Genomic DNA, 25,489 nt, shown 5'->3' on the forward strand with positions numbered 1-25,489 from the left:
CGTACAATCGAAGTCCGTTCCGGCCCCCCTCCGCCGTGGGGTGGCCGGATTTCGAGCGAGCCCCCCATTCCGACCGCCCAGGTTCCTGACCCATCGTGAACGCCGTTCTCCCAGCCTCCCGCCACACGCATCCGCGCGACTGGTGGCAATCCAGCAGCACGCTGGTCAAGGCGCTAGTCGTGTCCGTGGCCATCCACGCGGTGCTGCTGATGGTGCGGATTGCCGCACCGGAGGTGTTCGAGATCAAGCGTTCCGACCCGCAGCTGGACGTGGTGCTGGTGAACTCGAAATCCGCCGAGAAGCCGCGCAACCCGACCGTGCTGGCGCAGGCCAACCTGGATGGCGGCGGCGATCACGATGCCCAGCGCGCCACCACGCCGCTGCCGGCGCAGACCGAATCGAAGGAAGGCGACCTCGTCAAGCTGACGCAGCGCCGGCTGCAGGAGCTTGAAGAAGAGCAGCGCCGCCTGATGACGCAGGCCCGCGAGGCCGCGCCGTCGGTACGCAGCCAGCCGATGAAGCCGGGCGAACAGCGCACCGATACCCCGACACGCGGGCAGGACGACCGCACCTCCACCGACGAGATGGCCAAGCTCGAAGCCGAGATCGGCCGCAACCTGGAGCAATACGCCAAGCGGCCCAAGCGCATGCAGCTGACGGCCACCAGTGCACAGGGCGTGGACTATGCCCAGTACTACGACCGCCTGCGTCGCAGGATCGAGGCGCGCGGCACGAGCGATTTTCCGCAGAAAAACGGCAAGCCTCTCTATGGCCAGTTGATCCTGGTGATCAACGTGAACCGCCTGGGCAAGCTGGGCTACAACCGCGACGGCTACAACGTCGAGTCCATCGACGTGGCCAAGAGCTCGGGTGATCCCGCGCTCGACCGCCAGGCCGTGGCCATTGTCCGCGCGGCTGCACCGTTCGGCGCCTTCACGCCCGAGATGCAGTCGAAGCAGGACATCCTCGAAGTCATTTCCACTTTCAAGTTCACGCGCAGCGGGCTCGACGTCCGCCTGCAAGGACGCTGATGACCGCAGAACAGCAATCCGCCGACCGCTACGTCGTGGTTGGCAACCCCGTATCGCACAGCCGCTCGCCGGCCATTCATGCCGCGTTCTCGCGCCAGACCGGCGAGGCCGTCCAGTACGATCGCCTGGAGGCGCCGCTCGACGCGTTTGCCGACACCGTGCGCAAGTTCCTGGCCGACGGCGGCCATGGCTTCAACGTGACCACGCCGTTCAAGCTCGAAGCCTATGACCTGGCGGACCGCCTGACGCCGCGCGCCGAAGCGGCAGGCGCGGTCAACACGATGTGGATCGAGGATGGGCTGATCCACGGCGACAATACCGACGGCGTGGGCCTCGTGCGCGACATCCAGGACAACCTCGACGTGCTGCTGGAAGACAAGCGCATCCTGGTGCTGGGCGCCGGCGGCGCGGCCATGGGCGCGCTGCTGCCGCTGATCGAGTGCCGCCCGGCGCGGATCGTGGTGGCCAACCGCACGGCGCAGAAGGCCAGCGACATGGTCGAGGCGTTCGTGGAAGCGGCCGACGAGTACGGCGTGGAACTGTGGGCCGGCGGGCTGGATGCGCTGAGCGCGCTGTCCGATGACGAGGCCTGCGACGTGGTCATCAATGCATCGGCCAGCAGCCTGCAAGGCGAACTGCCGCCGGTGCCCGACTACCTGCTGGGCGAGGGCGTGCTGGCCTACGACATGATGTATGGGGCCAAACCGACCGTGTTCCTGACCTACGCGGCCAAGTGCGGCGCTCGCACGTCGGACGGGCTGGGCATGCTGGTGGAACAGGCCGCCGAGGCGTTCTACAACTGGCGCGGCGTGCGTCCGAGCACCGCCCCGGTCCTGGCCGAGCTGCGCGCCGCGCTGCAGGCCGAAGCCGCCCGCTGATCCACGCGCGGAGCCGACTTGGCACGCCAGCGAAGCGGCGCCGCGCGCGCACCGGCCAGGGCATCCGGCGCGGCCAATCCGCTGCGCTGGATTGGCTATCTGGGCGAATGTCTGATCCTTGGCGTGCTGGCCCTGCAGCTGTACTTCTTCCTGCAGATTGCCGCCTGGCAATATCTGAATCCGTCATCCACGTCGTTCATGCGGGCCGAGCGCTGGCGCCTGTGCGGCTTCAATTTCTGGAGCTGCTCGATCGACCGCAAGTGGGTGGGCTACGACCAGATGTCGCGCAACATCAAGCGCGCGGTGATTGCCAGCGAGGACGCCGACTTCGTCAACCATCCCGGCTACGAACTCGATGCGATGCTGGACGCATGGGAGCGCAACAAGAAGCGCGGCCATATCGAACGTGGCGGATCTACGATTACCCAGCAGCTGGCCAAGAACCTGTTCCTGTCTTCGGAGCAGCACTACGTGCGCAAGGGCCAGGAGCTGGCCATCACGTGGATGCTCGAATTCTGGCTCGACAAGCAGCGGATCTTCGAGATCTATCTGAATTCGGTGGAGTGGGGCGAGGGGGTGTTCGGTATCGAGGCTGCCGCGCAGCACTACTTCCACACCTCGGCGTCGAAGCTGACCGTGGGCCAGGCCGCGCGGCTGGCGGCGGCGTTGCCCGCGCCGAAGTGCTTCGACAAGAAGGAATACTGCGCCAACGTGCGCGTGAACTTCCGCGTCAAGGCATCGATCATCGCCCGGCGCATGGGTGCGGCGACGTTGCCGGACTGAGCGCCCGGTCGTCGCCTTTCATCCCGATCAGCTGAGCCAGCCCTTCCGCTTGAAATACACCAGGGGAATCGCCGCCGACACGGCCATCAGCGCGATGGCCCACGGGTAGCCGATGGCCCAGTCCAGCTCCGGCATGAGCTTGAAGTTCATGCCGTAGATGCTGGCGATCAGCGTGGGCGGCATCAGCGCCACCGACACCACCGAGAACAGCTTGATGATCTTGTTCTGGTTGATGTTGATGAAACCGACCGTGGCGTCCATCAGGAAGTTGATCTTGTCGAACAGGAACGCGGTGTGGTTCTCGATTGAATCGATGTCGCGCAGGATCTGGCGGGCCTCGTCCTGCTGCTCGGCCGACAATAGCTGGCTGCGCATCAGGAACGACACCGCGCGGCGCGTATCCATGACGTTGCGGCGGATGCGGCCGTTCAAGTCTTCCTCGCGCGCGATGGTTTCGAGCACGTCGGCGGCGGCGGCATCGGTCACGTTCTCGGCCAGCACGCGGCGGCTGGCTTCTTCCAGCCGCTCGTAGATCTCCTCGATCGAATCGGCCGAATACTCGGCGTCGGTCGCGTAGAGATCCATCAGCACGTCCTTGGCGTTTCGCACCGATCCGGGCCGCATCCGGGCGCGCAGCCGCACCAGGCGAAACACGGGCAGGTCTTCGTCGTGGATCGAGAACAGGACGTCGCGCGTGAGCACGAACGCCACGCGCACGTTGCGCGACGCCTCGTCTTCCGCCAGCAGGAAGTCGGTGCGGATATGGATGTTCTCGTCCTCGCCCTCGAAATAGCGCGCCGATGCCTCCAGGTCACCGAGGTCTTCGAGTTCCGGCAGGACTACGCCGTAGGCTTCCTTGATCCATGCCAGCTCCTCGTCGTCGGGGCTGACCACGTCGATCCAGATGGGCTTGTGCTGCAGCAGCTCATTGCGCTCGTCGACCTGCTCCTGGGCAAGCCGACCTTTCTGCAGGACGAACAGATTGATCATCCCTTGGATTCCTTGTTACTGATTGCGCGTTGTCCGGCAACAGGCGCAGGCAAGGCATCGCCAGCAAAGCGACCATGGGCGGCCGGCAAGCGTGATCGCGCTGCGTGCGGACGGCGGATGCCTGTCCGTTGCAAGGCGATGACGTTTGCCTGTTGCCTGTATCTGGCTGGCAAGCCGGGGGAGGGAAGATCCGCAGCGCGCGGCGGCCGGCAGGCGGCCGCAGGAGGAACGGAAAGACACACTCACCCGCAGGTGTCTGCGGGCAAGTACGGCGACGAGCAGGGCAATGGCCCCGCGCGGATCGGCGTTACGCAGCCCGCAGTGACATGGCATCCGGCGATGACGCGGCCTGGCCGCAACAACCCGAACACCCGATGCTACTGCCCACGTAGTTTCTCCGGGATTCTGATGGCCGCGAGTGTAATCCAACGCGGGGGGGCTTGTTAAGCGAAATCTCTGCGCCGGTGTTGCTCACAGGCGCCGCCGCAGCAGCGGGGCCAGCATCACGGACGACAGCGCCGCGAACATCAGCGCGATGGCCGCGTAGTCCTGCCAGTGCGGCGTCTCGCCCAGCAGCCACATGCCCGAGAACACGCCCACCACGGGGATGAACATGATCGACAGGCTGGACACCACGGGCGGCAGGCTGCGCGCCAGCGCAAACCAGACCAGGTGGCAGTATGCGAAGACCACCACGGCGTTGTAGGCGATGGCGGCCCATTCGATGCCGGTGGGCATGCGCCAGCCGGTCTCGAACAGCAGCGATCCGACGGCCAGGAAAGGCAGCGTGACAGCCAGCATCCAGAAGGTCAGCGCGCCGATCGGCACATCGATCTGCGTGCGCTTCATCAACTGGGTGCCGAAGCCCCAGCCGGCGGCGGCTACAAGCATCAGCAGCGTGCCGGCCGGGCTGCCGGTCAGCGCGGCGATCTCGCCCGACAGCAGCAGCACCGTGCCGGTCAGCGCGCAGGCAATGCCGATCCACGCCGACAGCGCAATCCGTTCGCGGAAGATCAGCAGGCCCCAGACCACGGCCCAGATCGGCATGGTGTAGCCCAGGATGGCCGCGCGGCCCGACGACAGCAGCTTGACCGCGCAGATCGCGAACAGGTGCCAGATCACCATGTTCGGGATGGCCAGCTTGACCACCGTGGTCCAGGCCTGGCGCGGCACCTGCAGCGAATCACCGCGCAGCTTCAGTGCCAGGCCCAGCGCCACCAGCCCGCCGGCCATGCACAGCAGCCGGAATCCCATGGCCGGGAAGTGTGCCACGCCGAGTTTCATGATCGGCCAGTTCAGGCCCCAGGCGATGGTCAGGATGACGAGCAGGGTGAGACCGCGGCGGTCGAGTTGCATGGCGCAGGTGAGGCGGCGACCTGATGTGATGGGGCCGCTCTTTTTAAGCGGAAGCTCCAGACAATATCACGCCAGCAGGTAGAATGCCGCCCACGCCATATGCTGGGCCGCGGGATGCCTTGTTCGCCCCGCCGCGCCAACCGGCCGGCGCCGACCCGCGTTATGCTGTGAAGACTGCCGAACACAGCCGGGCCGCCGGCTTCACCCGAATACCGAGCCTTCCATGACCTTTACCGAGTTGCTGTCCAATGCCTGGCAGCGAAACGATTCCCTGCTGTGTGTCGGGCTCGATCCGGACCCGTCCAAGCTGCCGCTGTCGATGACCGGCACCGGCGGGGCGATCTTTTCGTTCTGCCGCGAAATCGTCGACGCCACGGCCGACCTGGTCTGCGCCTTCAAGCCGCAAATTGCCTATTTCCACTCGCAGCGCGCCGAGGACCAGCTCGAGCAGCTGATCGAGTACATCCACGATGCGCATCCCGGGATTCCCGTGATCCTCGACGCCAAGCGTGGAGATATCGGGTCGACGGCCGAGCACTACGCGATCGAGGCTTTCGATCGCTACAAGGCCGACGCGGTGACGGTCAGCCCGTACATGGGCTTCGATTCGATGTCGCCGTACCTGGCGCATCCGGGCCGCGGCGTGATCGTGCTGTGCCGGACGTCGAACCCGGGCGGCTCGGACGTGCAGTTCCTGCAGGTCGACGGCAAGCCGCTGTACCAGGTGGTGGCCGAAGCCGCACGCGAGCGCTGGAATACCAATGGCCAGATGGGCCTGGTGGTGGGCGCGACCTTCCCGAACGAAATCGCCAAGGTGCGCCAGATCGTGGGCGACATGCCGCTGCTGATTCCGGGCATCGGTGCCCAGGGCGGCGACATCGAGGCCACCGTCAAGGCGGGCCGCACGGCCGATGGCACCGGCATGATGATCAATTCCTCGCGCGCGATCCTGTACGCCAGCCGCGACAAGGACTTTGCCACCGCCGCCCGCAACGTGGCGCTGCAGACGCGCGAGACGATCAACCGTTATCGCCACGGTTGAATGGCTGGAAGTGTTTTCTTCCCTCTCCATGAAATGGGAGAGGGGCCGCGGGAGAGGGCGCGGCGGTTCAAATTGCGACTTGTCTGACTTGAGTCGCTGACCCGCTCCCCCCACCCCTCTTCCGCATGTACACCGCAGGCGGGAGAGGTGAGCAAAGCCCAGCTTATTCCTCGTTCCGGATCAGTTCGATCAGCCCGCGCATCGCGTGTTCGGCCGCCTGGCGGCGGATCTGGGCGCGGTCGCCCTTGAAGCGCTGGGTCTCGGTGCGGGTGGTGATGCGGTTGCTCCAGCCGAAGCAGACCATACCCACCGGTTTTTCCGGCGAGCCGCCGTTCGGCCCCGCCACGCCGGTGATCGACAGCGACACCTGGGCGCGGCTGTTCAGCAGCGCACCTTCGGCCATGGCATGGGCCACCTCCTCGCTGACCGCGCCGTGGTCGCGGATCAGCTTCGCGGGCACGCCGATCATGGTGGTCTTGGCTTCGTTCGAGTAGGTCACGAAGCCTCGCTCGAACCAGCCTGACGACCCCGATACATCGGTGATGGCCGCCGCTACCAGCCCGCCCGTGCAGGACTCGGCGGTGGCCAGCATGAGCGAGCGTTCCGCAAGGGTGACTCCGGCCTGGATGGCAAGCTGGTCAAGCAGGCGGCTGACGGACATGGCGACGGTTCCCCGAGATCCTGAAGCAGTGATGAAGAAAGGGGCGGGCGCTCAGAACGAGCGCCACAGGGCAAAGACGAGCAGCGTATAGAACGCCGCGAAGATATCGTCGAACATCACGCCGAACGCGCCGGTGAAGCCGGGCCCCTTGAGCGTGCGGTCGTAGTAGCGGATCGGCGCCGGCTTGACGATATCGAAGAATCGGAACCACACGAAGGCCGCGAACTGACCCCAGAAGCCGGTGGGCATGACAAACACCAGCACCAGCCAGAAGGCGACGATCTCGTCCCAGACCATGCTGCCGTGGTCGTACACGCCCATGTCGCGCGCGGTACGCAGGCAGGCCCAGATGCCTACCACGAACCCGCCGGCGATGATCCACAGCCACGTGTTCGGCTCGATCCACATCGAGATCACGACGTACGACAGCCAACCATACAACGTGCCGACCGTGCCCGGGCTCACCGGTGACAGGCCGGAGCCAAAGCCCAGCGCAATCAGGCGGGCGGGATGACCGAGCATGAAGCGGGCGGTCGGGCGCATGACCTTGGCGGTCTGGCCGGCTTCCAGCGTGGCGGGCTCGGCAGGATTGGCGGGGTCGCGCGGCGCGGCCCCGGGGGGGTAAGCGGACATCAAGAACCTGGCTCGACTTTCTAGTGATATATGGCGCGCAAGCTTGCACCTCTCCCTGTTGCGCGCATGGCTGGCATCATGACACGGCTTGCGGGCGATGTGTCACGGAGCGCTGAAATGATCGAACGACGCGCCCGTGAACGTGAACGGGTTGCCATCGCCGTCGACGATGCGCAGGCCGGCTTCCGATGTGATCGAGCCAGCACGGGTGAGCGGCAGGCCAAGTTGCCGGCTGATGCCAGCGATGGCTTCGCGATTGCCCGCCGGGGCGGTGAAACACAGCTCGTAGTCATCGCCGCCGGCCAGCACGCATTCGCGTTGGAGTGCCAGCGGCTGTCCACCGAGCACCTCGGATCGTGGCAGCGCGTCGACCTCCAGGATCGCACCGACCGATGAGCGCGCCAGGATATGGCCCAGGTCGCCGATCAGGCCGTCGGAAATATCAAGTGCGGCATGCGCCACGCCGCGCAGCGCCATGCCCAGCGCCACACGCGGCGTGGGCGTGTCCATGCGCGGACGGATTAACGTGAAATCGGGCTCGGGCAGCAGCCATTCGCCGCGGCAATCGCCCAGCGCCAGCCGTGCATCACCCAGCGTGCCGGAAATCCAGATATCGTCGCCGGGGCGCGCGGCATCGCGCCGCAGGGCCTGCCGCGGCGGCACGTCGCCAAATACCGTGATCGACAGCGTCAGAGGACCCTTGGTGGTATCGCCGCCAATCAGCTCGCAACCGTGGTCGTCAGCCAACGCCAGCATGCCGCCAGCAAAGGCCTCAAGCCAGGCAGGATCGGCCTCCGGCAACGCCAGCGCCAGCGTGAAGGCGCGCGGTTCGGCGCCCATCGCGGCCAGGTCCGACAGATTCACGGCCAGCGCCTTGTGCCCCAGCGAGCGCGGGGGGACATCCGGAAAAAAGTGGCGTCCACTGACCAGCATGTCGGTGCTGATGGCGAGCTGATGGCCCGGGCGGGCGTCGATCAAGGCACAGTCATCGCCCACGCCCAGCGCGGCCTTGCGGACGGGACGCGTGAAGAACCGGCGAATCAGATCGAATTCGGACAGGGAAGCGGGGGTGGGATTTGGCATCAGGTGGGGAGCATACCGGCTGGTCAAGCCCATCGGCATGCGGCATATTGTACCGAAACGCAAAGGTGCCCCGCGCAAAACGCCCATTGTGAAATAGTTTTTCACAATATAAAATGCGCCATCCTTAAGCGTGCAAATCCTTAAGCGCGTACAAGCGGAGACAACGGGTTCGTGGAGCCGGCCCGTGATCTCCCAGCGTTATTCAGTGCGGCTCCACCGATCGGAAGATGCGCAGATGACAAGCCCTCAGCAGTCCCCGTCCCAAGACGATCTGAAACAGCAGCAGCGTGAGGCGCTGCGCAAGGCCGCACTCGAATATCACGAGTTTCCGACCCCCGGCAAGATTTCCGTCACCCCGACCAAGCCGCTGTCGAACCAGCGCGACCTGGCCCTGGCCTATTCGCCGGGCGTGGCCGCTGCCTGTGAAGAAATCGTTGCCAATCCGGCCGATTCGTTCCGCTACACCGCGCGTGGCAACCTGGTGGCCGTGATCACCAACGGCACCGCCGTGCTGGGCCTGGGCAATATCGGCGCCGCGGCGTCCAAGCCGGTAATGGAAGGCAAGGCCGGCCTGTTCAAGAAGTTCGCCGGTATCGACGTCTTCGACATCGAAATCGACGAAACGGACCCCGAAAAACTGGTGGACATCATCGCGTCGCTCGAGCCGACGTTCGGTGGTATCAACCTCGAGGACATCAAGGCGCCGGAATGCTTCTACGTGGAGCGCAAGCTGCGCGAACGGATGAAGATTCCCGTCTTCCACGACGACCAGCACGGTACCGCCATCGTGGTGGGTGCCGCCGTGATCAACGGCCTGAAGGTGGTGGGCAAGGACATCTCGAAGGTCAAGCTGGTGGCCTCGGGCGCCGGCGCCGCCGCGTTGGCCTGTCTGGACCTGCTTGTCGACCTGGGCCTGCCCATCGAGAACATCTGGGTGACGGACCTGGCCGGCGTGGTCTACGAGGGCCGTACCGAGCTGATGGACCCGGAAAAGGCACGCTTCTCGCAGAAGACCGACAAGCGCCGCCTGGCCGAAGTCATCGATGACGCAGACATCTTCCTTGGCCTGTCCGCCGCCGGCGTGCTGAAGCCCGAGATGGTGCAGAAGATGGCCGAGAAGCCGCTGGTGCTGGCGCTGGCCAATCCGAATCCGGAAATCATGCCGGAGCTGGTCAAGGAAATCCGTCCGGATGCGGTGATGGCCACGGGCCGTACCGACTATCCGAACCAGGTCAACAACGTTCTCTGCTTCCCGTTCATCTTCCGCGGCGCGCTGGACTGCGGCGCCACCACGATCACGCGTGAAATGGAAATCGCCGCCGCCAATGCCGTGGCCGAACTGGCGCGCCAGGAGCAGAGCGATATCGTGGCCTCGGCCTACGGTATCCAGGACCTGTCGTTCGGCCCCGAATACCTGATTCCGAAGCCGTTCGACCCGCGCCTGATCGTCAAGATCGCGCCGGCCGTGGCCGAAGCCGCCGCCAAGGCCGGCGTGGCCGCGCGTCCGATCGAGGACATGGACGCCTACCGTCTGCAGCTGCAGCAGTTCGTCTACCACTCGGGCACGCTGATGAAGCCGATCTACGCGGCTGCGCGCAAGGTGGAGATGGAAAAGAAGCGCATCGTCTTTGCCGAGGGCGAAGAAGAGCGCGTGCTGCGTGCCGTGCAGGTGATCGTCGACGAAAAGCTGGCCAACCCGATCCTGATCGGCCGCCCGGCCGTGCTGGCGCACCGCATCGAACGTTTCGGCCTGCGCCTGCGCATGGGCGTGGACTTCACAGTCGTCAACCCCGAGCACGACGACCGCTTCCGTGATTATTCGGACGCCTACTACCGCATGATGGCCCGCGAAGGCATCACGCAGCAGTACGCCAAGCTGGAAATGCGCCGCCGCACCACGCTGATCGGCGCCATGCTGGTCAAGCGCGGCGAGGCCGACGGCATGATCTGCGGCACGGTCAGCACCACCGCGGCGCACCTGCGCTACATCGACCAGGTGCTGGGCGGTACCAACTGCGTCTACGCCGCGATGAACGGGCTGGTGCTGCCGGGCCGCCAGATCTTCCTGGTGGACACGCACGTCAACATCGATCCGACCGCCGCCGAACTGGCCGAGATCACGCTGATGGCCGCCGAGGAATTGAAGCGCTTTGGCATCGAGCCGAAGGTTGGCCTGCTGTCGCACTCGAATTTCGGTACGTCGGAAGCCCCGTCGGCCCGCAAGATGCGTGAAACGCTGGCTATCCTGCGCGAGCGCGCGCCTGACCTCGAAGTCGACGGCGAAATGCACGGCGACAGCGCGCTGGACGAAAAGCTGCGTGATTCGCTGGTGCCGGACGGCTCGCTCAAGGGCGAAGCCAACCTGCTGGTCTGCCCGAACATCGACGCGGCCAACATTTCGTACAACCTGCTCAAGGTGGCGGCCGGCAACAACGTGGCCATCGGCCCGATCCTGCTGGGCGTGAAGGCGCCGGTTCACATCCTGACGCCGTCGGCAACGGTGCGCCGTATCGTCAACATGACGGCGCTGGTGGTGGTGGACGCCGCTGCCAAGGCCTGATCGGGCTTTTTACCGGCGGTCGTTTCCGGCCGCCGGAGCCAAGTGGTGCAAGAGCCGGGTTCGCCCGGCTTTTTTCATGTCCGCGTCAAATTGCCGTCCGCACGGTTAGTATGCGCACACATATCAATAACATGTTGAAACAATTGAGGAAATTCGGACCGCCCAGGGGCGGGGATTGATTAATGATGGACTTGCGCGTAACCTTACGCCTTTGAATGCGGACGCTCGCCTGGGCGTGCCGGTAGCCGCTGGGGGTCCGAAAAGAGACCGAAGCGATGCCGGAATGACCCGCCATTAACTTTCGCCAACGATTCATTCACTATCGTGGGTTTCCGGAATTCACCCAGCCAGTCGGAGCGGCAGTCACAGAGGCAGTCCCTGAGCCTGGCGCGAAGCCTGGGCCACGTGTTGGCTGGCGCGGCGCTATCGATGGCGCTGGCCCTGTCGCCGCAAGGCGCGATGGCAAGGCAGTCGCCCGACGTGCTTGGGGTGGGAACCATCCAGGCGCAGCAGTTGCCCAACGAGGCGCGGCAAACGCTGGACCTGATACAGGCAGGTGGTCCGTTCCCGTATGACAAGGATGGTTCGCGGTTCGGCAACTACGAACGTGTCCTGCCGCAGCAGCCTCGCGGGTATTACCGCGAATACACCGTCAAGAACAGCAAAAGCCGGAATCGGGGAGCTAAGCGGATAGTTTGCGGTGGTGATCAACGCGCCGCCAACGACTGCTATTACACGGAAGACCACTACAACAGTTTCAAACGGATAACCAAATGATGACTGACATTTTCGGATTGGGCGACGCCCTTGCCGCCCGCGAGGAGCGCGGCGCCGGAGATGGGTGGCAACGGGCTCACCATCAGGCCCAGAACCTTTATGACAACGTGCTGATGATGCCGCGCCAGGATCTGACGCCCCGACTTCCGCCCACCTGTGCCCCTGTCATGGCCACATGGGCTGACGACGGCACCAACGAGGGAGCCATGAATCTGTTCAAGACGGTGCGCCCTAACATCGTCCAGTCGATCCGCGCTTTCCGCGTGGCCGAGCTGGCCCAGGCAGCCACCGCGCTGAATCAGCATTTCCTGTACGCGAACTGTGCCGACTGCGCGAGCAAGGCCGAGATTCTTGAGCGTATCGCCACTGAGTTCACGTTCCCGAAGCATTTCGGCAAGAACTTCGATGCCTTGTCCGACTGCCTGACCGACATGATCCACAAGTCCGGCCCGCAGCCCGGCTTCGTGATCGTGCTCGAAGGCCTGCCGATCGCGCAGAAGTTCGACAAGGAAGCCCGTGAAGTGCTGCTGGACGTGTTCCGCGACGCTGCCGAATTCTGGAGCGAGCGCAAGGTGCAGTTCCGGGTGTTCTACTCGTTCGCCTGAACGAGCCTGAGCGGTCCGAACGGCTCGAACGGATTCACCCAATGGAAAGCCCGCTGATGTCAGCGGGCTTTTTTGTTTTGTCCGGCCTTGTCCGGTTGACCCGTCAGGCCGCGGGCGGTACCTGGCCGTTTGGTGTCAGGCGGTCGATCAGTTCGGGCAGGCCTTCGCTGAGACTGGCTGCCACATCGTCCGACGACAAGCCGGTGGTTTCGGCCAGCGACTGCAGCGCGCCGGTGTTGCCCAGCGCCGCCGACAGGTCATTGGCACTGACAGCCTGATTGGTGCCGGTGCCGATCCAGGAGTCGACCTGCTGGCCCAGCCCGGCCTGCGCCAGGACGTCGCGCAGGGCGCCGATGCCGCCGCTGGCCGCACCCATGGCCTGGGCCGATGCGCCGGCTTCGCCTTGTCCGCCGAGCAGCCCGCCCAGCAGCGAACCCAGATCGAGCCCGCCCGGGGCCGGTGCACTGCCGCCACCCAGCATGCCGCCGAGCATGCCACCCAGCCCACCGAGCCCGCCAAGTCCGCCCAGCGGGTTGTCGCCAGCATCGGCTGGTGCCACGCTGCCGTCAGCACCCTGGCTCTTGTGCCGCATGGCCAGCATCGCCAGCAGGCCCAGGGCCATCATCAGCTTCGGATTGATGCCGCCGGACTGGCCTTGCTGCTGGTGCTGGCCGCCGAGCTGGCCCAGCACGCCACCCAGTACGCTATCGAGTAGTCCCATCTCAGACTCCTTATCTCAAAATCCGCCAAGGATGGCGTTCAGCGTTGCCAGGCAAGCCAGCCCGGCCGTTTCCGTGCGCAGGATGCGCGGTCCGAGTGACACGCCGATAAAACCGGCACGCCGCGCGGCGTCTTCTTCCTCCGGGGAAAGCCCCCCCTCGGGGCCAATCAGCAGCGTCACCCCTTCGGCGCCCCAGGCGTCGCGATGCGCATGGGCAAGCTCGGGCAGTGACCCTGCGGCACGCGGCGACAGCAGCAGCCGGGCGCCCGTGGCAGGCGTCGTCGCCAGCCACGCTTCAAAAGTAGCGACCGGCGCCAGTGTCGGCAAGCGATTGCGGCCACATTGCTCGCACGCCGCTTGCACCAGCGCCTGCCAGTGCGCCTGGCGCTTGAGCGCCCGATCGCCGGACAGGCGCACCACCGAGCGGTTGGCCTGCAGCGGCTGGATGGCGGCCACGCCCAGTTCCACTGCCTTTTCGATCAGCCAGTCCATCTTGTCGCCACCGGCCAGGCCTTGCGCCAGCGTGACCGCGCATGGCGTTTCGGTCTCGGCGGCGTCACGCGCGCCAATCTGCGCCGTGGCGTGACGCTTGCCGATCTCGGCGAGGGTGGCGGCATGGCTGCCGCCCTGGCCGTTGAACAGCGTGATGGCGTCGCCCGGGGCTAGGCGCAGCACCTGCACGTGACGGACTACGGCTTCGGGCAAATCAAGTACGGCATCGGCGGCCAGCGCCACGTCGACAAAGAATCTGGGAGGCATCAGGGGGTGGGTTTGGCGTCCGGAGCCTTGGCCAGCGGCGTGGCAAAGCCCCATCGGTATCCATCGGGATCTTCGACCATGCAGTATCTGTCGCCCCAGAACTGGTCGGCGGGCGGCGTGATGCTGGTGGCGCCGGCGCCAGTGGCCTGTGCGTACATGGCGTCGACATCCTCGCAATACAGGTAGAACGTCTGCGGCGCTTCCACGCCCATGGAGCGAGGCGTGCGAGCCGTGCTGCCCCAGGCGCCCTCGGGCGCGAACATGATGACGATCTGGCCCTGATAGTGCATTTCGGCGTGGGTGGGCACGCCGTTCTCATCGACGACATGCCCGGCTTTGAAGCCGAACGCCCGTTGATAGAAATCAAGCGCGGCGCGTCCGCTGGCGACCGTGAGATAGGGTGTCAGCCAGGGCGTGTTGGGCGGTCTGGACATGCGGGTCTCCCGGATGGCACGAAGGCCCCGCACACGATGACGGCGGGGCATTTGTGCATGTTACGCGGGACGGCCTGCGCTGTCGAAGATCGCCTGCAAATGGCGCGGATGGTTGAACAGCGCCGGGTGCAGCCCGGCGTGGTAGGCTCGTAGCGCGCCATCGAGCTTCCACTGCTGCAGTCGCGCCGCAATGCGATCCGGTGGATGGGCAGCGACGTCCAGCGCATCGCTGGCCAGCGCGATGCCCCACAGCGCACCGTACGCCGGCACGAACGTCGCCAGCGGCGCCACGTTCCTGAACACCTGGCGCAGGCGGGACAGCAACAGCCGCGCGGCCTCCGGCCGATGACAGGGCGGCCCCAGATGCAGTGACATCGCGCCGCCGGCGGTCAGACAGCGCCGTGCCGTCTGCAGGCCGTGCGGCGAGAATAGGGCGGCAGCCGGGCTGTTGTCGTCGGCTTCGGTCAGGTCGTACACGATCAGGTCGAACTGGCGACCGGCCCGTGCAAACGCTTCCATCAGGCCCAGGCCATCGCCGATGGCCAGGTGCAGGCGCGGATCTCCCGGTTCGTCGAGGGCGCCACGATGGATGCCCGGCAGCCATTCGCGCGCCAAGCGCACGACTTCGGCATCGAGCTCGGCCACTACCACTTCCCGCATGGTGGGAATTCGCAGCAATTCAAAGGCCGATCCGCCGTCGCCACCGCCCACTACCAGCGCGCTACGTGGCGAACCGTGCACTGCGGCCATCGGCACGGTCATCAGTTCATGCTGGATGTAGGCATCGGCTTCGGTACTCATCACGCGCCCATCCAGGCGGAAGATGCGACCAAAGTGCGCGTTCTCGCCGATTTCTACCTGCTGGTGCGGCGTGCGTGCCGCCGCCAGCACGGCGATATCGCCAAGCGTGGTGCCCGCGCCGGGCACCAGCCATTCGGTCCACGCCTGCGACCCCCTTCGCGCCACGTCTCCGCGCCCGGAAATGCCGCCTGCTTCTGCTAAAATTGCGGTTTTCCCGCCGTCAGGTTCTCGCATGTCTGCCCTCGCCCATCCCGCCACCAGTCCTTTTGCCAATCAACCCGTCAAGCTGATGGCCGATGCCATCCGCGTGCTTGCCATGGATGCCGTCCAGCAGGCCAACTCCGGTCACCCCGGCGCGCCGATGGGTATGGCGGACATCGCCGTGGCGTTGTGGGGCCGGCACCTGAAGCATAACCCGGTCAATCCGCACTGGGCCGACCGCGACCGCTTCGTGCTGTCTAACGGCCACGGATCGATGCTGATTTATGCCTTGCTGCATCTGACCGGCTACGACCTGCCGGTGGAAGAGCTGCGCAACTTCCGCCAACTGCACAGCAAGACCGCTGGCCACCCGGAATACGGCATCACCCCGGGCGTGGAAACGACCACCGGGCCGCTGGGCCAGGGCATTACCAACGCGGTAGGCATGGCACTGGCCGAGCGCCTGCTGGCCGAGGAATTCAACCGCCCGGGCTTCGACATCGTCAACCATCAGACCTACGTGTTCATGGGCGACGGCTGCCTGATGGAAGGCATCAGCCACGAGGCCTGCTCGCTGGCCGGCACGCTGAAGCTGAACAAGCTGATCGCGATGTGGGATGACAACGGCATCTCGATCGACGGCGACGTGGTGCACTGGTTTGCCGACGACACGCCGAAGCGCTTCGAGGCCTACGGCTGGAACGTGATCCGCGGCGTGGACGGCCACGACGTGGTGGCGGTGGACAACGCCATCGCCCAAGCCAAGGCCAGCGACAAGCCGACGCTGATCTGCTGCCGCACGATCATCGGCAAGGGTGCCCCGAACAAGGCAGGCGGCCACGACGTGCATGGCGCCCCGCTGGGCGGTGCCGAAGTGCTGGCCACGCGCGAGGCGCTGGGCTGGGCCCACGCCCCGTTTGAACTGCCGGAAGACGTGTACACGGCCTGGAACGCCAAGGCCACCGGCGGCGCACTGGAAAAGGCTTGGGACGCGCTGTTCGACGCCTACTCCGAAGTGCATCCGTATGAAGCCGGCGAATTCAAGCGCCGCATGCGCGGCGAGCTGCCGGGCGCATTCGATGCCGCCGTCGACGCCTTCATCGCCAAGTGCGAGGAAAAGGCCGAGACGATCGCCACGCGCAAGGCCAGCCAGAACACCATCGAGGCGCTCGCGCCGGTGCTGCCGGAATTCCTGGGCGGCTCGGCCGACCTGACCGGCTCGAACCTGACCAACTGGTCGGGCACCCAGGCTGTGCGCGTGGATGCGTGGGGCAACCACATCAACTATGGCGTGCGCGAGTTCGGCATGAGCGCCATCATGAACGGCATCACGCTGCACGGCGGCTACGTGCCTTACGGCGCCACGTTCCTGACGTTCTCGGACTACAGCCGCAATGCGCTGCGCATGGCCGCGCTGATGAAGATCCGCACGCTGTTCGTGTTCACGCACGATTCGATCGGCCTGGGCGAAGACGGCCCGACGCACCAGTCGATCGAGCACGTGGCCAGCCTGCGCCTGATCCCGAACCTGGACGTCTGGCGTACCGCAGACACGACCGAAACGGCCGTGGCCTGGGCCGAGTCGATCCGTCGCGAGAACGGCCCGAGCTGCCTGATCTTCAGCCGCCAGAACCTGCCATTCCAGAAGCGTGACGACGCCACGCGCGCCAATATCGCACGCGGCGGCTACGTGCTGCGCGATGCGAAGAACCCGCGCACCAAGCGTCCGGACGCCGTGATCCTGGCCACAGGCTCGGAAGTGGGTCTGGCCGTGGGCGCCGCCGATGCGCTGGCCGCCGAGGGCGTACATGTGCGCGTGGTATCGGTGCCGGCCACGACCGTGTTCGACAAGCAGGACGCCGCCTACAAGGCCAGCGTGCTGCCGGCAGGCGTGCCGCGCGTCGCCGTGGAAGCCGGCGTGACCGATTTCTGGTGGAAGTACCAGGTCCAGGCGGTCGTCGGCATCGACACGTTCGGCGAATCGGCCCCGGCTGGCGTGCTGTTCAAGCACTTCGGCTTCACGGTAGACAATGTGGCCGACACCGTTCGCGCCACGCTCGCCCAGTAATTTCCGCCCGCGCGGTCAGCCGGTGCGATGCGCCGGCGGGCGGCGCCGGCCACCGGCTTTATCGATTGCTCTCTAGGAGATAGACATGACCATCAAGATCGGCATCAACGGCTTTGGCCGTATCGGACGCATGGTGTTCCGCGCTGCCGCCGCGAACTTCAAGGACATTGAAGTCGTTGCCATCAACGACTTGCTGGAGCCGGACTACCTGGCGTACATGCTGAAGTACGACTCGGTGCATGGGCGCTTCGACGGCGAAGTGTCGGTGGACGGCAACACGCTGGTCGTCAACGGCAAGAAGATCCGCCTGACCGCGGTCAAGGATCCGTCGGAACTGAAGTGGGGCGAGGTTGGCGCGGACGTGGTCATCGAATCGACCGGCATCTTCCTGACCAAGGAAGGCGCGCAGAAGCACATCGACGCAGGCGCCAAGAAGGTGATCATGTCGGCCCCGTCGAAGGACGACACCCCGATGTTCGTGTTCGGCGTGAACCACGAAACGTACAAGGGCGAAGCGATCATCTCGAACGCCAGCTGCACCACGAACTGCCTGGCCCCGGTGGCCAAGGTGCTGAACGACAAGTGGGGCATCAAGCGCGGCCTGATGACGACCGTGCACGCCGCCACGGCCACGCAGAAGACCGTTGATGGCCCGTCGAACAAGGACTGGCGCGGTGGCCGCGGTATCCTGGAAAACATCATCCCGTCGTCGACCGGTGCCGCCAAGGCCGTGGGCGTGGTGATTCCGCAGCTGAACAAGAAGCTGACGGGTATGTCGTTCCGCGTGCCGACGTCGGACGTGTCGGTGGTCGACCTGACCGTCGAGCTGGAAAACCCGGCCAAGTACGAAGAAATCTGCGCCGAGATGAAGGCCCAGAGCCAGGGCGCGCTGAAGGGCGTGCTGGGCTACACGGAAGACAAGGTTGTTGCCACGGACTTCCGCGGCGATGCCCGTACCTCGATTTTCGACGCCGAAGCCGGTATCGCACTGGACGGCACGTTCATCAAGGTCGTGAGCTGGTACGACAATGAATGGGGTTACTCGAACAAGTGCCTGGAAATGGCACGTGTCGTGGCCAAGTAATTGGCACTCGCCTCATGAAAAACGCGCCTTCGGGCGCGTTTTTTTATGATGGGCCGACGCGTGGATCAGGGCGTCAGCGGTTTGGCATCGACGGTATCGCCGTCCACCAGGAAATGTCCGCCCGCCACATGGTGGATGGTGCGCAGGCTGTCGTGGCCGGTAAAGTGCCAGCGGCCTTCGCTGAAGACGCGGCTGTCGGCATGGGCGGCCACCACTTCGCCCAGGAACAGGTCGTAGCCGGCCTGGATGGCGGGCTCCGGCAGCAGCCGGCATTCGAGCCAGGCCGCGCAGCCTTCCAGCAAGGGCGCACCGACCACGCTGCCGGCGAACGTCTGCAGCCCGTAGGCGGCGAATTTGTCGACGCCTTGCTGTTCGCGCATCGTCAGCCCTGAACTGGAGCCAAGCGCCTGGGTAATGTCGACCTGGCCGACGGTGGGCACCTGCAGGGCAAACTCACCGCTGGCCTCGAGCAGGCGGCGCGTCCAGGTGGCCTTGTCCAGGACGACCGCCACCTTGGGCGGCGCAAAATCGAGCGGCATGGCCCAGGCCGCCGCCATGATGTTGCGCTGGCCGTCGTGGGCCGCGCTGACCAGTACCGTGGGACCGTGATTGAGCAGCCGGTAGGCTTTGGCGAGATCGACGCCAACACGAGGGGAAGTCATGATGCGAGTCCGAAAATTCCGAGATAATGTGCGCGGGCGCAAGGCAGGATCGAGCCCTTGCAGATCAATATAGCGGGCTTCGTAGGCATTAGTAGCGCGGTTTTTGACATTATCTGTCTCAAAGTTGTCAAAAATCCGCTGATTACCAATTCACGTAGTGCGAGAAATGCTGAATTTGCTTTTCCCTGCCGTTTTTTTCTCTTACACTCGGAAGAATCTGTTGATATCTGATGTGCAGCCAGTGAAAGTGGTGGGGCCATCGAAGCGCGAGACATAACAACCGGGCCTGATCATGGTGAACGTGGATACCAAGCTGCTCGTGATTTTTACCGAGCTGCTGAGCAAGCGGAACGCCACCTATGTGGCGGAAAAGATGCATATGACGGCGCCCGCCGTATCGCATTCGCTTGGCCGCCTGCGCGAAATCTTCGACGATCCTCTCTTTATTCGTGTGCCCCACGGCCTGACGCCGACGCCCCGTGCGCTGGAACTGGGTCCGAAAATTCGGGACATGCTCGATCTGTGGTCGTCCATCAACGAAGGCGACGCGGACAATTTTGATCCGGCGGTTGCCACGGGCACCCTGAGCATCGGTTTCGCAGCCGAACTGGGCGATACCGTCTTCAACCGCTTCGTGCTGCGCATCAAGCAGTCCGCGCCGGACCTGCACATCCGGCTGGTTGAATCGCATTCCTGGGAAAGTGACGTGGCGTCCATGCGCGCCAACGAGCTTGACCTGGCATTTTCTCCATTCCCGACGCGCCACCCGGAAATCGTTGAGGAAATGGTGACGTCGCTGAACCTGTGGGTGTGCGCGCGCAAGAATCATCCGCTTCTGCAGAAGGATTGCACGCTGGAGCAGTATCTGGAATGCAGCCACATCTTCATGGCGCATTCGGGCGGAGCGGGCCGTCCGGCGCCTGCACTGATTCCGCTGGACTACGCGTTGCAGCAGCGCGGCCTGAAGCGCAATGCCACGCTGACGGTGCATTCGTGGCGCGCGCAGGCTGAGCTGGCCGCGCAGACGGACATGATCTTCACGGTCAACGCCCTGACCAAGGACATGGCCTGCGAGACCTACGGCCTCAAGGCGTTCCCGTTGCCGGCCGAACTGAATACGACGCTGGGCCTGAACATGTTCTGGCACCGCAGCCGGAACACGCATCCGATGCTGGTCTGGGCCCGCCACCTTTTTCGTCAGGTGGTTGGAGAATTCGTAGGCCTTCCGCAAGTCACTGTGGCTCGCAATCTGCGCGTGGTGACGGAAGCCGAGCAGGACGACCTGCCGCAGGAATAACCGGCAGAGGGTAAGCCCAAAACAAAAAACCGGCGCCATGGCGCCGGTTTTTTGTTGCCTGCATTCTCGGCGCCAGTACATGCCGGCGCCGCGCGGCTTATCGTTTGGGTCTGTGGGGACAGTCGTTCTTGGTGCAGTTGCCGTACAGCGACAACGCATGTTCCTGCAACGCAAAGCCGCGCTCGCGCGCAATGCTCTGCTGGCGCTGCTCGATATCGCCGTCGAAGAATTCCTCGACGCGACCGCAGTCCAGGCACACCAGGTGATCGTGGTGCTTGCCTTCGTTGAGTTCGAAAATAGCCTTGCCCGACTCGAAGTTGTTGCGCGACAGCAGGCCCGCTTGCTCGAACTGGGTCAGGACACGATAGACCGTGGCGAGGCCGATATCCATGTGCTCATTGAGCAGGATCCGGTAAACATCTTCCGCGCTCAAATGGCGCTGCTCGCTGGTCTGGAAGATTTCAAGAATCTTCAGGCGGGGGACGGTCGCCTTGAGGCCGATATTTTTGAGGTCCGCCGGACTCGGCATGGGCGTGACTCCCTAGAGTACAATGTCTGGATAGTTGAATCATAAGGGTTTTGGCGACAAAAGTCGCCCCGGTGCCATGGCGCCCGGCCGCTACCCGCAAGGTGGCGTTCCCGCGATGCGCCTGGCCGTGCCGGCCGCCCCCGCTTTTTGCGGAGCGTCGGTTCCGGCACAGAACCATTCCCGTCTGGAAGCGAGATACATGCGTTCATTCCGTTCGTCCGCCATGCGCCCGGCGCTGGTGTCTTCCCTGCTGGCCGCCGCACTGCTGGCTGGCGCCTGCTCGGCCTACGACAGCACGTCGCGCAAGGTGGCAGAAGCCATCACGCCCTATCGCATCAACATCGTCCAGGGCAACTTCGTGTCCCGCGAGGCGGCTTCCCAACTGCGCGAAGGCATGACGCGCGACCAGGTGCGATTCCTGCTGGGCACGCCGCTGCTACAGGACGTGTTCCACGGCAATCGCTGGGACTACTATTTCTCGTTCCGCCGGGGCAGCACGCCGGTGGTTCAGTCACGCCAGTTCACGGTGTTCTTCGAGGACGACAAGCTGGTGAAGTGGCAAGGCGGCGATTTGCCGTCGGAATACGAGCTGATTGCCGAAATTGACGGCATGAAGGCGGCGCAGCGGAACCAGAAGATCGGCCTTGCATCGTCGACCTCCAGCGCGGCGCAGGCAGCGTCCGCGCCGGCCGCTGCTGGCGCCTCGGCGCCGGAAGCCGCACCGGCACCGGCAGCCGAATCGACACCTCCGGCCTCCGAGCCGGCAGCCCAGTCGCCGGCTCCGAATGCCACGCCGGACAAACCGGCCAGCTGATCCGTTCTCGGAACCGGCCCGCGCCGGTTCCCGCCAACTGCACCCTTGCGCCCGGCCGTCTGGCTGGGTCGCAGTCTTCCCAGTCTTCCGACACCGCCACGCCATGAAAATCGCCATCGCAGGTGCCTCCGGCCGCATGGGCCGCATGCTGATCGAAACCGTTCTGAATACCGATGGCGTCACGCTCGCGGGCGCGCTGGAGCATGCGTCGTCGCCTGCGCTGGGCCAGGATGCCGCCATGTTCCTGGGCCGTGCCACGGGCATCAAGATCTCGTCCGATATCGAAGCCGTGCTGGGCGCCGCCGATTGCCTGATCGATTTCACGCGCCCCGAAGGCACGTTGGTGCACCTGGATGTGGCAAAGCGCTTGGGCAAGAAGATCGTGGTCGGCACGACCGGGTTCGATGCTGCCGGCAAGCAGGCCCTGGCCGATGCCGCCAAGGTGATCGGCGTGGTGTTTGCCTCGAATTTCAGCGTGGGCGTCAACGCCACGTTCAAGCTGCTCGAAGTGGCCGCCAAGCTGCTGTCGACGGGTTATGACATCGAAGTGATCGAGGCGCACCATCGCCACAAGGTCGATGCCCCGTCCGGTACCGCGCTGACAATGGGTGAAGTGATTGCCGATGCCCTTGGTCGAAATCTCGATGATTGCGCCGTGTACGCCCGCGAAGGCCATACCGGCCCGCGCGACCCGAACTCGATCGGTTTTGCCACGATCCGCGGCGGCGACATCGTGGGCGATCACACGGTGATGTTCGCCGGTATCGGCGAGCGCATCGAGATCAGCCACAAGTCGTCCAGCCGCCAGTCCTACGCCGATGGCGCGGTGCGGGCTGCACGCTTCCTGGCCGACAAGCCCAGCGGCATGTTCGACATGCAGGATGTGCTGGGCCTGAAGTAACCCGCTGTTTTGCGGCTCGCCATGGCGGGCCGTTTGCGCCTTTGGGCGCCACCGTGGCGGGCCGGAATCATGGTCGGCCACGGTTATAATCGTCTCTTTCGCTTTTCCGATCCTCCCGGTCGTCCGGCGCGCCAGTCGCCGCGCGTGACCGTTGCCCTGACCGTCGTCCCGACCATGCAAGACAAATATCTTCCGTCCGCCGTTGAACAAGCCGCCCAGCAGCACTGGCAAGCGATCGATGCCTACAAGGTATCGGAGCACGCGGTCGGGCCCGACGGCAAGGAAAAGCAGAAGTTCTACGCCTGCTCGATGCTGCCGTATCCGTCGGGCAAGCTGCACATGGGCCACGTGCGCAACTACACCATCAACGACGTGATGGCGCGCTACCTGCGCATGAACGGCCGCAACGTGCTGATGCCGATGGGCTGGGATGCGTTCGGCATGCCGGCGGAAAACGCCGCGCTGAACAACAAGGTGGCGCCGGCCGCCTGGACCTACGACAACATCGCTTACATGAAGAAGCAGATGCAGTCGATGGGCCTGGCGATCGACTGGTCGCGCGAAGTGGCCACCTGCAGCCCCGACTACTACCGCTGGAACCAGTGGCTGTTCCTGAAGATGCTGGAAAAGGGCATCGCCTACCGCAAGACCGGCACCGTGAACTGGGACCCCGTGGACCAGACCGTGCTGGCCAACGAGCAGGTGATCGACGGCCGCGGCTGGCGTTCGGGCGCAGTGGTCGAAAAGCGCGAGATCCCGATGTACTACCTGCGCATTACGGACTACGCGCAGGAACTGCTGGGCGACCTGGATGGCCTGGGCTGGCCGGAGCGCGTCAAGATCATGCAGCAGAACTGGATTGGCCGCAGCGAGGGCGTGCGTTTTGCCTTCCCGCATGAGATCCAGGGCGCGGATGGCAGGCTGATCAACGACGGCAAGCTGTTCGTGTTCACCACGCGCGCCGACACCATCATGGGTGTCACGTTCTGCGCCGTGGCCGCCGAACACCCGCTGGCCACGCACGCCGCCGCCAACAATCCGCAACTGGCCGCTTTCATCGACGAATGCAAGCATGGCTCGGTCATGGAAGCCGACATGGCGACCATGGAGAAGAAGGGCATGCCCACCGGGCTGAAGGTCACGCACCCGCTGACCGGCGAGCAGGTGGACGTGTGGGTCGGCAACTACGTGCTGATGACCTACGGCGATGGCGCCGTGATGGGCGTGCCGTCGCATGACGAGCGCGACTTCGCGTTCGCGAAGAAGTACAACCTGCCGATCAAGCAGGTCATCGACGTCAAGGGCCAGCCGTATTCGACCGACGCCTGGCAGGAGTGGTACGGCGACAAGGAACACGGTACCTGTGTCCACAGCGGCAAGTACGACGGCATGGGCTACCAGGCCGCGGTCGACGCCATTTCCGCCGACCTGGCCGCCAAGGGCTTGGGCGAGAAGAAGGTGACGTGGCGCCTGCGCGACTGGGGCATCTCTCGCCAGCGCTACTGGGGCACGCCGATTCCGCTGATCCACTGCGACAGCTGCGGCGTGGTGCCGGTGCCCGAGCAAGACCTGCCGGTGGTGCTGCCGGAAGACCTGGTGCCGGACGGCACCGGCAATCCGCTGAACAAGGATCCGCGTTTCCTGGAATGCACCTGCCCGTCGTGCGGCAAGCCCGCGCGCCGCGAAACCGACACGATGGACACGTTCATCGACTCGTGCTGGTACTACATGCGCTATACGTGCCCCGACGCCGGCACGATGGTGGACGCCCGCAACGACTACTGGATGCCGATGGACCAGTACATCGGCGGCATCGAACACGCGATCCTGCACCTGCTGTACGCGCGTTTCTGGACCAAGGTCATGCGCGACATGGGCCTGGTCAAGTTCGACGAACCGTTCACGAACCTGCTCACGCAGGGCATGGTGCTGAACGAGACGTTCTACCGTGAGGACGCGTCGGGCAAGAAGACCTGGTACAACCCGGCCGACGTCGATCTGCAGACCGACGAGCGCGGCCGTCCGCTGGGCGCCACCCTGAAGGCCGATGGGCAGCCGGTGGTGATCGGCGGCATCGAAAAGATGTCGAAGTCGAAGAACAACGGTATCGACCCGCAGGCACTGATCGACCAGCACGGCGCCGATACCGCGCGCCTGTTCGTGATGTTTGCCGCGCCGCCGGAGCAGCAGCTGGAGTGGAGCGGTTCGGGCGTGGACGGCGCGTCGCGCTTCCTGCGTCGTGTCTGGAACTATGGCTACGCCAACGACCAGGCGATTCGCGACGGCGCTGGCACGCAGTTCACGGCCGCCGATGCCGACCTGCGCCGCGAGCTGTACACGGTGCTCAAGCAGGCCAACTACGATTACGAACGGATCCAGTACAACACCGTCGTGTCGGCGACGATGAAGATGCTGAACGCGCTGGAGGATGCCAAGGCAGCATCGCCGGCCGCGCGCCGCGAAGGCTTCAGCATCCTGCTGCGCGTGCTGTATCCGGTGGTGCCGCATATCGCGCACGGCCTGTGGAGCGAACTCGGTTACGCCGCCGAAGCCGGCGACATCCTAGACGCGGCCTGGCCGCAGGTGGATGAAGGCGCGCTGGTACGCACCGAGATCGAACTCGTGCTGCAGATCAACGGCAAGGTTCGTGGCAGCCTGACGGTGGCTGCCGATGCCGATCGCGCCGCCATCGAGGCCGTGGCCGCCGGCAGCGAGATCGTGGCGAAGTTTGCCAACGGCGCCGCACCCAAGAAGATCGTGGTGGTGCCGGGCCGGCTCGTCAACGTGGTGCTCTGAGCCACACAGCCAGGAAGACACAA

At 64.9% G+C, this 25,489-nt stretch carries 24 protein-coding genes; 13 read left to right on the forward strand and 11 right to left on the reverse strand.

Annotated elements, in window-relative coordinates; all coding sequences use genetic code 11:
* The first annotated feature begins 95 nt into the window (after window positions 1–95).
* The 3 genes from CYJ10_RS06445 (at window position 96) to mtgA (ending at window position 2,692) form a co-directional block, all read left to right on the forward strand.
* Window positions 96–1,031, forward strand: coding sequence for an energy transducer TonB family protein (locus CYJ10_RS06445; protein WP_101680679.1), 936 nt, complete (start codon window positions 96–98; stop codon window positions 1,029–1,031).
* On the forward strand, window positions 1,031–1,909 hold the full coding sequence (aroE, locus tag CYJ10_RS06450) for a shikimate dehydrogenase (RefSeq protein WP_101680680.1): 879 nt from the start codon (window positions 1,031–1,033) through the stop codon (window positions 1,907–1,909). Before CYJ10_RS06445 ends, aroE begins: the two co-directional genes overlap by 1 nt.
* An 81-nt stretch (window positions 1,910–1,990) precedes the next feature.
* Complete coding sequence (gene mtgA / locus CYJ10_RS06455) at window positions 1,991–2,692, forward strand: monofunctional biosynthetic peptidoglycan transglycosylase (RefSeq protein WP_101681053.1); 702 nt, start codon at window positions 1,991–1,993, stop codon at window positions 2,690–2,692.
* A 27-nt stretch (window positions 2,693–2,719) separates the two neighbouring features.
* On the opposite strand, the gene corA is transcribed toward mtgA, so the two are convergent.
* Together corA and CYJ10_RS06465 are read right to left on the reverse strand one after the other, a co-directional pair.
* Window positions 2,720–3,682 carry a magnesium/cobalt transporter CorA gene (gene corA / locus CYJ10_RS06460; protein ID WP_066732294.1) on the reverse strand — a complete coding sequence of 321 codons (963 nt, stop codon included), beginning with the start codon at window positions 3,680–3,682 and terminating at the stop codon, window positions 2,720–2,722.
* Between the two features lie 471 nt (window positions 3,683–4,153).
* Window positions 4,154–5,038 (reverse strand): DMT family transporter, encoded by an 885-nt coding sequence (locus CYJ10_RS06465; RefSeq protein ID WP_101680681.1) that lies wholly within the window; start codon window positions 5,036–5,038, stop codon window positions 4,154–4,156.
* A 223-nt stretch (window positions 5,039–5,261) separates the two neighbouring features.
* On the opposite strand from CYJ10_RS06465, the gene pyrF reads away from it, so the two are divergent.
* The gene (gene pyrF, locus CYJ10_RS06470; protein ID WP_101680682.1) at window positions 5,262–6,080 is read left to right on the forward strand and encodes an orotidine-5'-phosphate decarboxylase; all 819 of its coding nucleotides are present in this window, start codon (window positions 5,262–5,264) and stop codon (window positions 6,078–6,080) included.
* A 163-nt stretch (window positions 6,081–6,243) separates the two neighbouring features.
* Here pyrF and CYJ10_RS06475 read toward each other — a convergent pair whose 3' ends face one another.
* The 3 genes from CYJ10_RS06475 to thiL form a co-directional block, all read right to left on the reverse strand.
* Entirely contained in the window at window positions 6,244–6,741 is a 498-nt protein-coding gene (locus CYJ10_RS06475; RefSeq protein ID WP_101680683.1) for a CinA family protein, read from the reverse strand.
* Between the two features lie 51 nt (window positions 6,742–6,792).
* Window positions 6,793–7,374, reverse strand: a complete 582-nt coding sequence (locus CYJ10_RS06480; protein WP_101680684.1) for a phosphatidylglycerophosphatase A family protein — start codon at window positions 7,372–7,374, stop codon at window positions 6,793–6,795.
* A gap of 102 nt (window positions 7,375–7,476) precedes the next feature.
* Window positions 7,477–8,457, reverse strand: a complete 981-nt coding sequence (thiL, locus tag CYJ10_RS06485; RefSeq protein WP_101680685.1) for a thiamine-phosphate kinase — start codon at window positions 8,455–8,457, stop codon at window positions 7,477–7,479.
* A gap of 235 nt (window positions 8,458–8,692) precedes the next feature.
* Here thiL and CYJ10_RS06490 point away from each other — a divergent pair, with 235 nt between their 5' ends.
* The 3 genes from CYJ10_RS06490 (at window position 8,693) to CYJ10_RS06500 (ending at window position 12,399) form a co-directional block, all read left to right on the forward strand.
* Window positions 8,693–11,017, forward strand: a complete 2,325-nt coding sequence (locus CYJ10_RS06490; protein ID WP_101680686.1) for an NADP-dependent malic enzyme — start codon at window positions 8,693–8,695, stop codon at window positions 11,015–11,017.
* A 429-nt stretch (window positions 11,018–11,446) separates the two neighbouring features.
* Window positions 11,447–11,794 carry a ribonuclease domain-containing protein gene (locus tag CYJ10_RS06495; protein ID WP_101680687.1) on the forward strand — a complete coding sequence of 116 codons (348 nt, stop codon included), beginning with the start codon at window positions 11,447–11,449 and terminating at the stop codon, window positions 11,792–11,794.
* Window positions 11,791–12,399: a barstar family protein gene (locus CYJ10_RS06500; protein ID WP_101680688.1), complete on the forward strand. Its 609-nt coding sequence runs from the start codon at window positions 11,791–11,793 to the stop codon at window positions 12,397–12,399. Before CYJ10_RS06495 ends, CYJ10_RS06500 begins: the two co-directional genes overlap by 4 nt.
* Before the next feature lie 103 nt (window positions 12,400–12,502).
* Here CYJ10_RS06500 and CYJ10_RS06505 read toward each other — a convergent pair whose 3' ends face one another.
* The 4 genes from CYJ10_RS06505 to CYJ10_RS06520 are packed head-to-tail and all read right to left on the reverse strand — an operon-like array spanning window position 12,503 to window position 15,279.
* Window positions 12,503–13,120 (reverse strand): YidB family protein, encoded by a 618-nt coding sequence (locus tag CYJ10_RS06505; RefSeq protein ID WP_101680689.1) that lies wholly within the window; start codon window positions 13,118–13,120, stop codon window positions 12,503–12,505.
* Between the two features lie 15 nt (window positions 13,121–13,135).
* Window positions 13,136–13,879 (reverse strand): 16S rRNA (uracil(1498)-N(3))-methyltransferase, encoded by a 744-nt coding sequence (locus CYJ10_RS06510; RefSeq protein WP_101680690.1) that lies wholly within the window; start codon window positions 13,877–13,879, stop codon window positions 13,136–13,138.
* Window positions 13,879–14,313 (reverse strand): VOC family protein, encoded by a 435-nt coding sequence (locus CYJ10_RS06515; protein ID WP_101680691.1) that lies wholly within the window; start codon window positions 14,311–14,313, stop codon window positions 13,879–13,881. The genes CYJ10_RS06510 and CYJ10_RS06515 overlap by 1 nt, the downstream gene beginning before the upstream one ends.
* A 60-nt stretch (window positions 14,314–14,373) precedes the next feature.
* Window positions 14,374–15,279 (reverse strand): spermine/spermidine synthase domain-containing protein, encoded by a 906-nt coding sequence (locus tag CYJ10_RS06520; protein WP_257993136.1) that lies wholly within the window; start codon window positions 15,277–15,279, stop codon window positions 14,374–14,376.
* 16 nt (window positions 15,280–15,295) lie between these two features.
* On the opposite strand from CYJ10_RS06520, the gene tkt reads away from it, so the two are divergent.
* Window positions 15,296–17,383: a transketolase gene (gene tkt, locus CYJ10_RS06525; protein WP_374703232.1), complete on the forward strand. Its 2,088-nt coding sequence runs from the start codon at window positions 15,296–15,298 to the stop codon at window positions 17,381–17,383.
* Between the two features lie 85 nt (window positions 17,384–17,468).
* On the forward strand, window positions 17,469–18,467 hold the full coding sequence (gene gap, locus CYJ10_RS06530) for a type I glyceraldehyde-3-phosphate dehydrogenase (RefSeq protein ID WP_101680694.1): 999 nt from the start codon (window positions 17,469–17,471) through the stop codon (window positions 18,465–18,467).
* Between the two features lie 65 nt (window positions 18,468–18,532).
* On the opposite strand, the gene CYJ10_RS06535 is transcribed toward gap, so the two are convergent.
* Window positions 18,533–19,129, reverse strand: a complete 597-nt coding sequence (locus tag CYJ10_RS06535; RefSeq protein WP_101680695.1) for a flavin reductase family protein — start codon at window positions 19,127–19,129, stop codon at window positions 18,533–18,535.
* Window positions 19,130–19,421: 292 nt separating this feature from the next.
* On the opposite strand from CYJ10_RS06535, the gene CYJ10_RS06540 reads away from it, so the two are divergent.
* Window positions 19,422–20,426, forward strand: a complete 1,005-nt coding sequence (locus CYJ10_RS06540; protein WP_101680696.1) for a LysR family transcriptional regulator — start codon at window positions 19,422–19,424, stop codon at window positions 20,424–20,426.
* 97 nt (window positions 20,427–20,523) lie between these two features.
* On the opposite strand, the gene fur is transcribed toward CYJ10_RS06540, so the two are convergent.
* Window positions 20,524–20,955, reverse strand: coding sequence for a ferric iron uptake transcriptional regulator (gene fur, locus CYJ10_RS06545; protein ID WP_066732268.1), 432 nt, complete (start codon window positions 20,953–20,955; stop codon window positions 20,524–20,526).
* A 199-nt stretch (window positions 20,956–21,154) separates the two neighbouring features.
* Here fur and CYJ10_RS06550 point away from each other — a divergent pair, with 199 nt between their 5' ends.
* The 3 genes from CYJ10_RS06550 to leuS all read left to right on the forward strand — a co-directional run bounded on the left by CYJ10_RS06550 (window position 21,155) and on the right by leuS (window position 25,466).
* Window positions 21,155–21,769: an outer membrane protein assembly factor BamE gene (locus CYJ10_RS06550; RefSeq protein WP_101680697.1), complete on the forward strand. Its 615-nt coding sequence runs from the start codon at window positions 21,155–21,157 to the stop codon at window positions 21,767–21,769.
* A 103-nt stretch (window positions 21,770–21,872) separates the two neighbouring features.
* Window positions 21,873–22,670: a 4-hydroxy-tetrahydrodipicolinate reductase gene (dapB, locus tag CYJ10_RS06555; RefSeq protein WP_101680698.1), complete on the forward strand. Its 798-nt coding sequence runs from the start codon at window positions 21,873–21,875 to the stop codon at window positions 22,668–22,670.
* Window positions 22,671–22,844: 174 nt separating this feature from the next.
* Entirely contained in the window at window positions 22,845–25,466 is a 2,622-nt protein-coding gene (leuS, locus tag CYJ10_RS06560) for a leucine--tRNA ligase (protein WP_101681054.1), read from the forward strand.
* Window positions 25,467–25,489 lie beyond the last annotated feature (23 nt).

Origin of the sequence: Cupriavidus pauculus (assembly GCF_002858765.1) — a bacterium.
Classification (GTDB): Bacteria; Pseudomonadota; Gammaproteobacteria; order Burkholderiales; family Burkholderiaceae; genus Cupriavidus; species Cupriavidus pauculus_B.

Bases quoted from the DNA above. Each gene is read 5' to 3' on its own strand.
- gap (WP_101680694.1), top strand. From the start codon at position 17,469: ATGACCATCAAGATCGGCATCAACGGCTTTGGCCGTATCGGACGCATG.
- corA (WP_066732294.1), bottom strand. From the start codon at position 3,682: ATGATCAATCTGTTCGTCCTGCAGAAAGGTCGGCTTGCCCAGGAGCAG.
- CYJ10_RS06495 (WP_101680687.1), top strand. From the start codon at position 11,447: ATGGCGCTGGCCCTGTCGCCGCAAGGCGCGATGGCAAGGCAGTCGCCC.
- aroE (WP_101680680.1), top strand. From the start codon at position 1,031: ATGACCGCAGAACAGCAATCCGCCGACCGCTACGTCGTGGTTGGCAAC.
- CYJ10_RS06535 (WP_101680695.1), bottom strand. From the start codon at position 19,129: ATGACTTCCCCTCGTGTTGGCGTCGATCTCGCCAAAGCCTACCGGCTG.
- CYJ10_RS06465 (WP_101680681.1), bottom strand. From the start codon at position 5,038: ATGCAACTCGACCGCCGCGGTCTCACCCTGCTCGTCATCCTGACCATC.
- leuS (WP_101681054.1), top strand. From the start codon at position 22,845: ATGCAAGACAAATATCTTCCGTCCGCCGTTGAACAAGCCGCCCAGCAG.
- CYJ10_RS06500 (WP_101680688.1), top strand. From the start codon at position 11,791: ATGATGACTGACATTTTCGGATTGGGCGACGCCCTTGCCGCCCGCGAG.
- CYJ10_RS06540 (WP_101680696.1), top strand. From the start codon at position 19,422: ATGGTGAACGTGGATACCAAGCTGCTCGTGATTTTTACCGAGCTGCTG.
- CYJ10_RS06480 (WP_101680684.1), bottom strand. From the start codon at position 7,374: ATGTCCGCTTACCCCCCCGGGGCCGCGCCGCGCGACCCCGCCAATCCT.
- tkt (WP_374703232.1), top strand. From the start codon at position 15,296: ATGCCGCCTGCTTCTGCTAAAATTGCGGTTTTCCCGCCGTCAGGTTCT.
- CYJ10_RS06550 (WP_101680697.1), top strand. From the start codon at position 21,155: ATGCGTTCATTCCGTTCGTCCGCCATGCGCCCGGCGCTGGTGTCTTCC.
- CYJ10_RS06510 (WP_101680690.1), bottom strand. From the start codon at position 13,879: ATGCCTCCCAGATTCTTTGTCGACGTGGCGCTGGCCGCCGATGCCGTA.
- fur (WP_066732268.1), bottom strand. From the start codon at position 20,955: ATGCCGAGTCCGGCGGACCTCAAAAATATCGGCCTCAAGGCGACCGTC.
- CYJ10_RS06505 (WP_101680689.1), bottom strand. From the start codon at position 13,120: ATGGGACTACTCGATAGCGTACTGGGTGGCGTGCTGGGCCAGCTCGGC.
- CYJ10_RS06490 (WP_101680686.1), top strand. From the start codon at position 8,693: ATGACAAGCCCTCAGCAGTCCCCGTCCCAAGACGATCTGAAACAGCAG.
- CYJ10_RS06475 (WP_101680683.1), bottom strand. From the start codon at position 6,741: ATGTCCGTCAGCCGCCTGCTTGACCAGCTTGCCATCCAGGCCGGAGTC.
- thiL (WP_101680685.1), bottom strand. From the start codon at position 8,457: ATGCCAAATCCCACCCCCGCTTCCCTGTCCGAATTCGATCTGATTCGC.
- pyrF (WP_101680682.1), top strand. From the start codon at position 5,262: ATGACCTTTACCGAGTTGCTGTCCAATGCCTGGCAGCGAAACGATTCC.
- CYJ10_RS06515 (WP_101680691.1), bottom strand. From the start codon at position 14,313: ATGTCCAGACCGCCCAACACGCCCTGGCTGACACCCTATCTCACGGTC.
- dapB (WP_101680698.1), top strand. From the start codon at position 21,873: ATGAAAATCGCCATCGCAGGTGCCTCCGGCCGCATGGGCCGCATGCTG.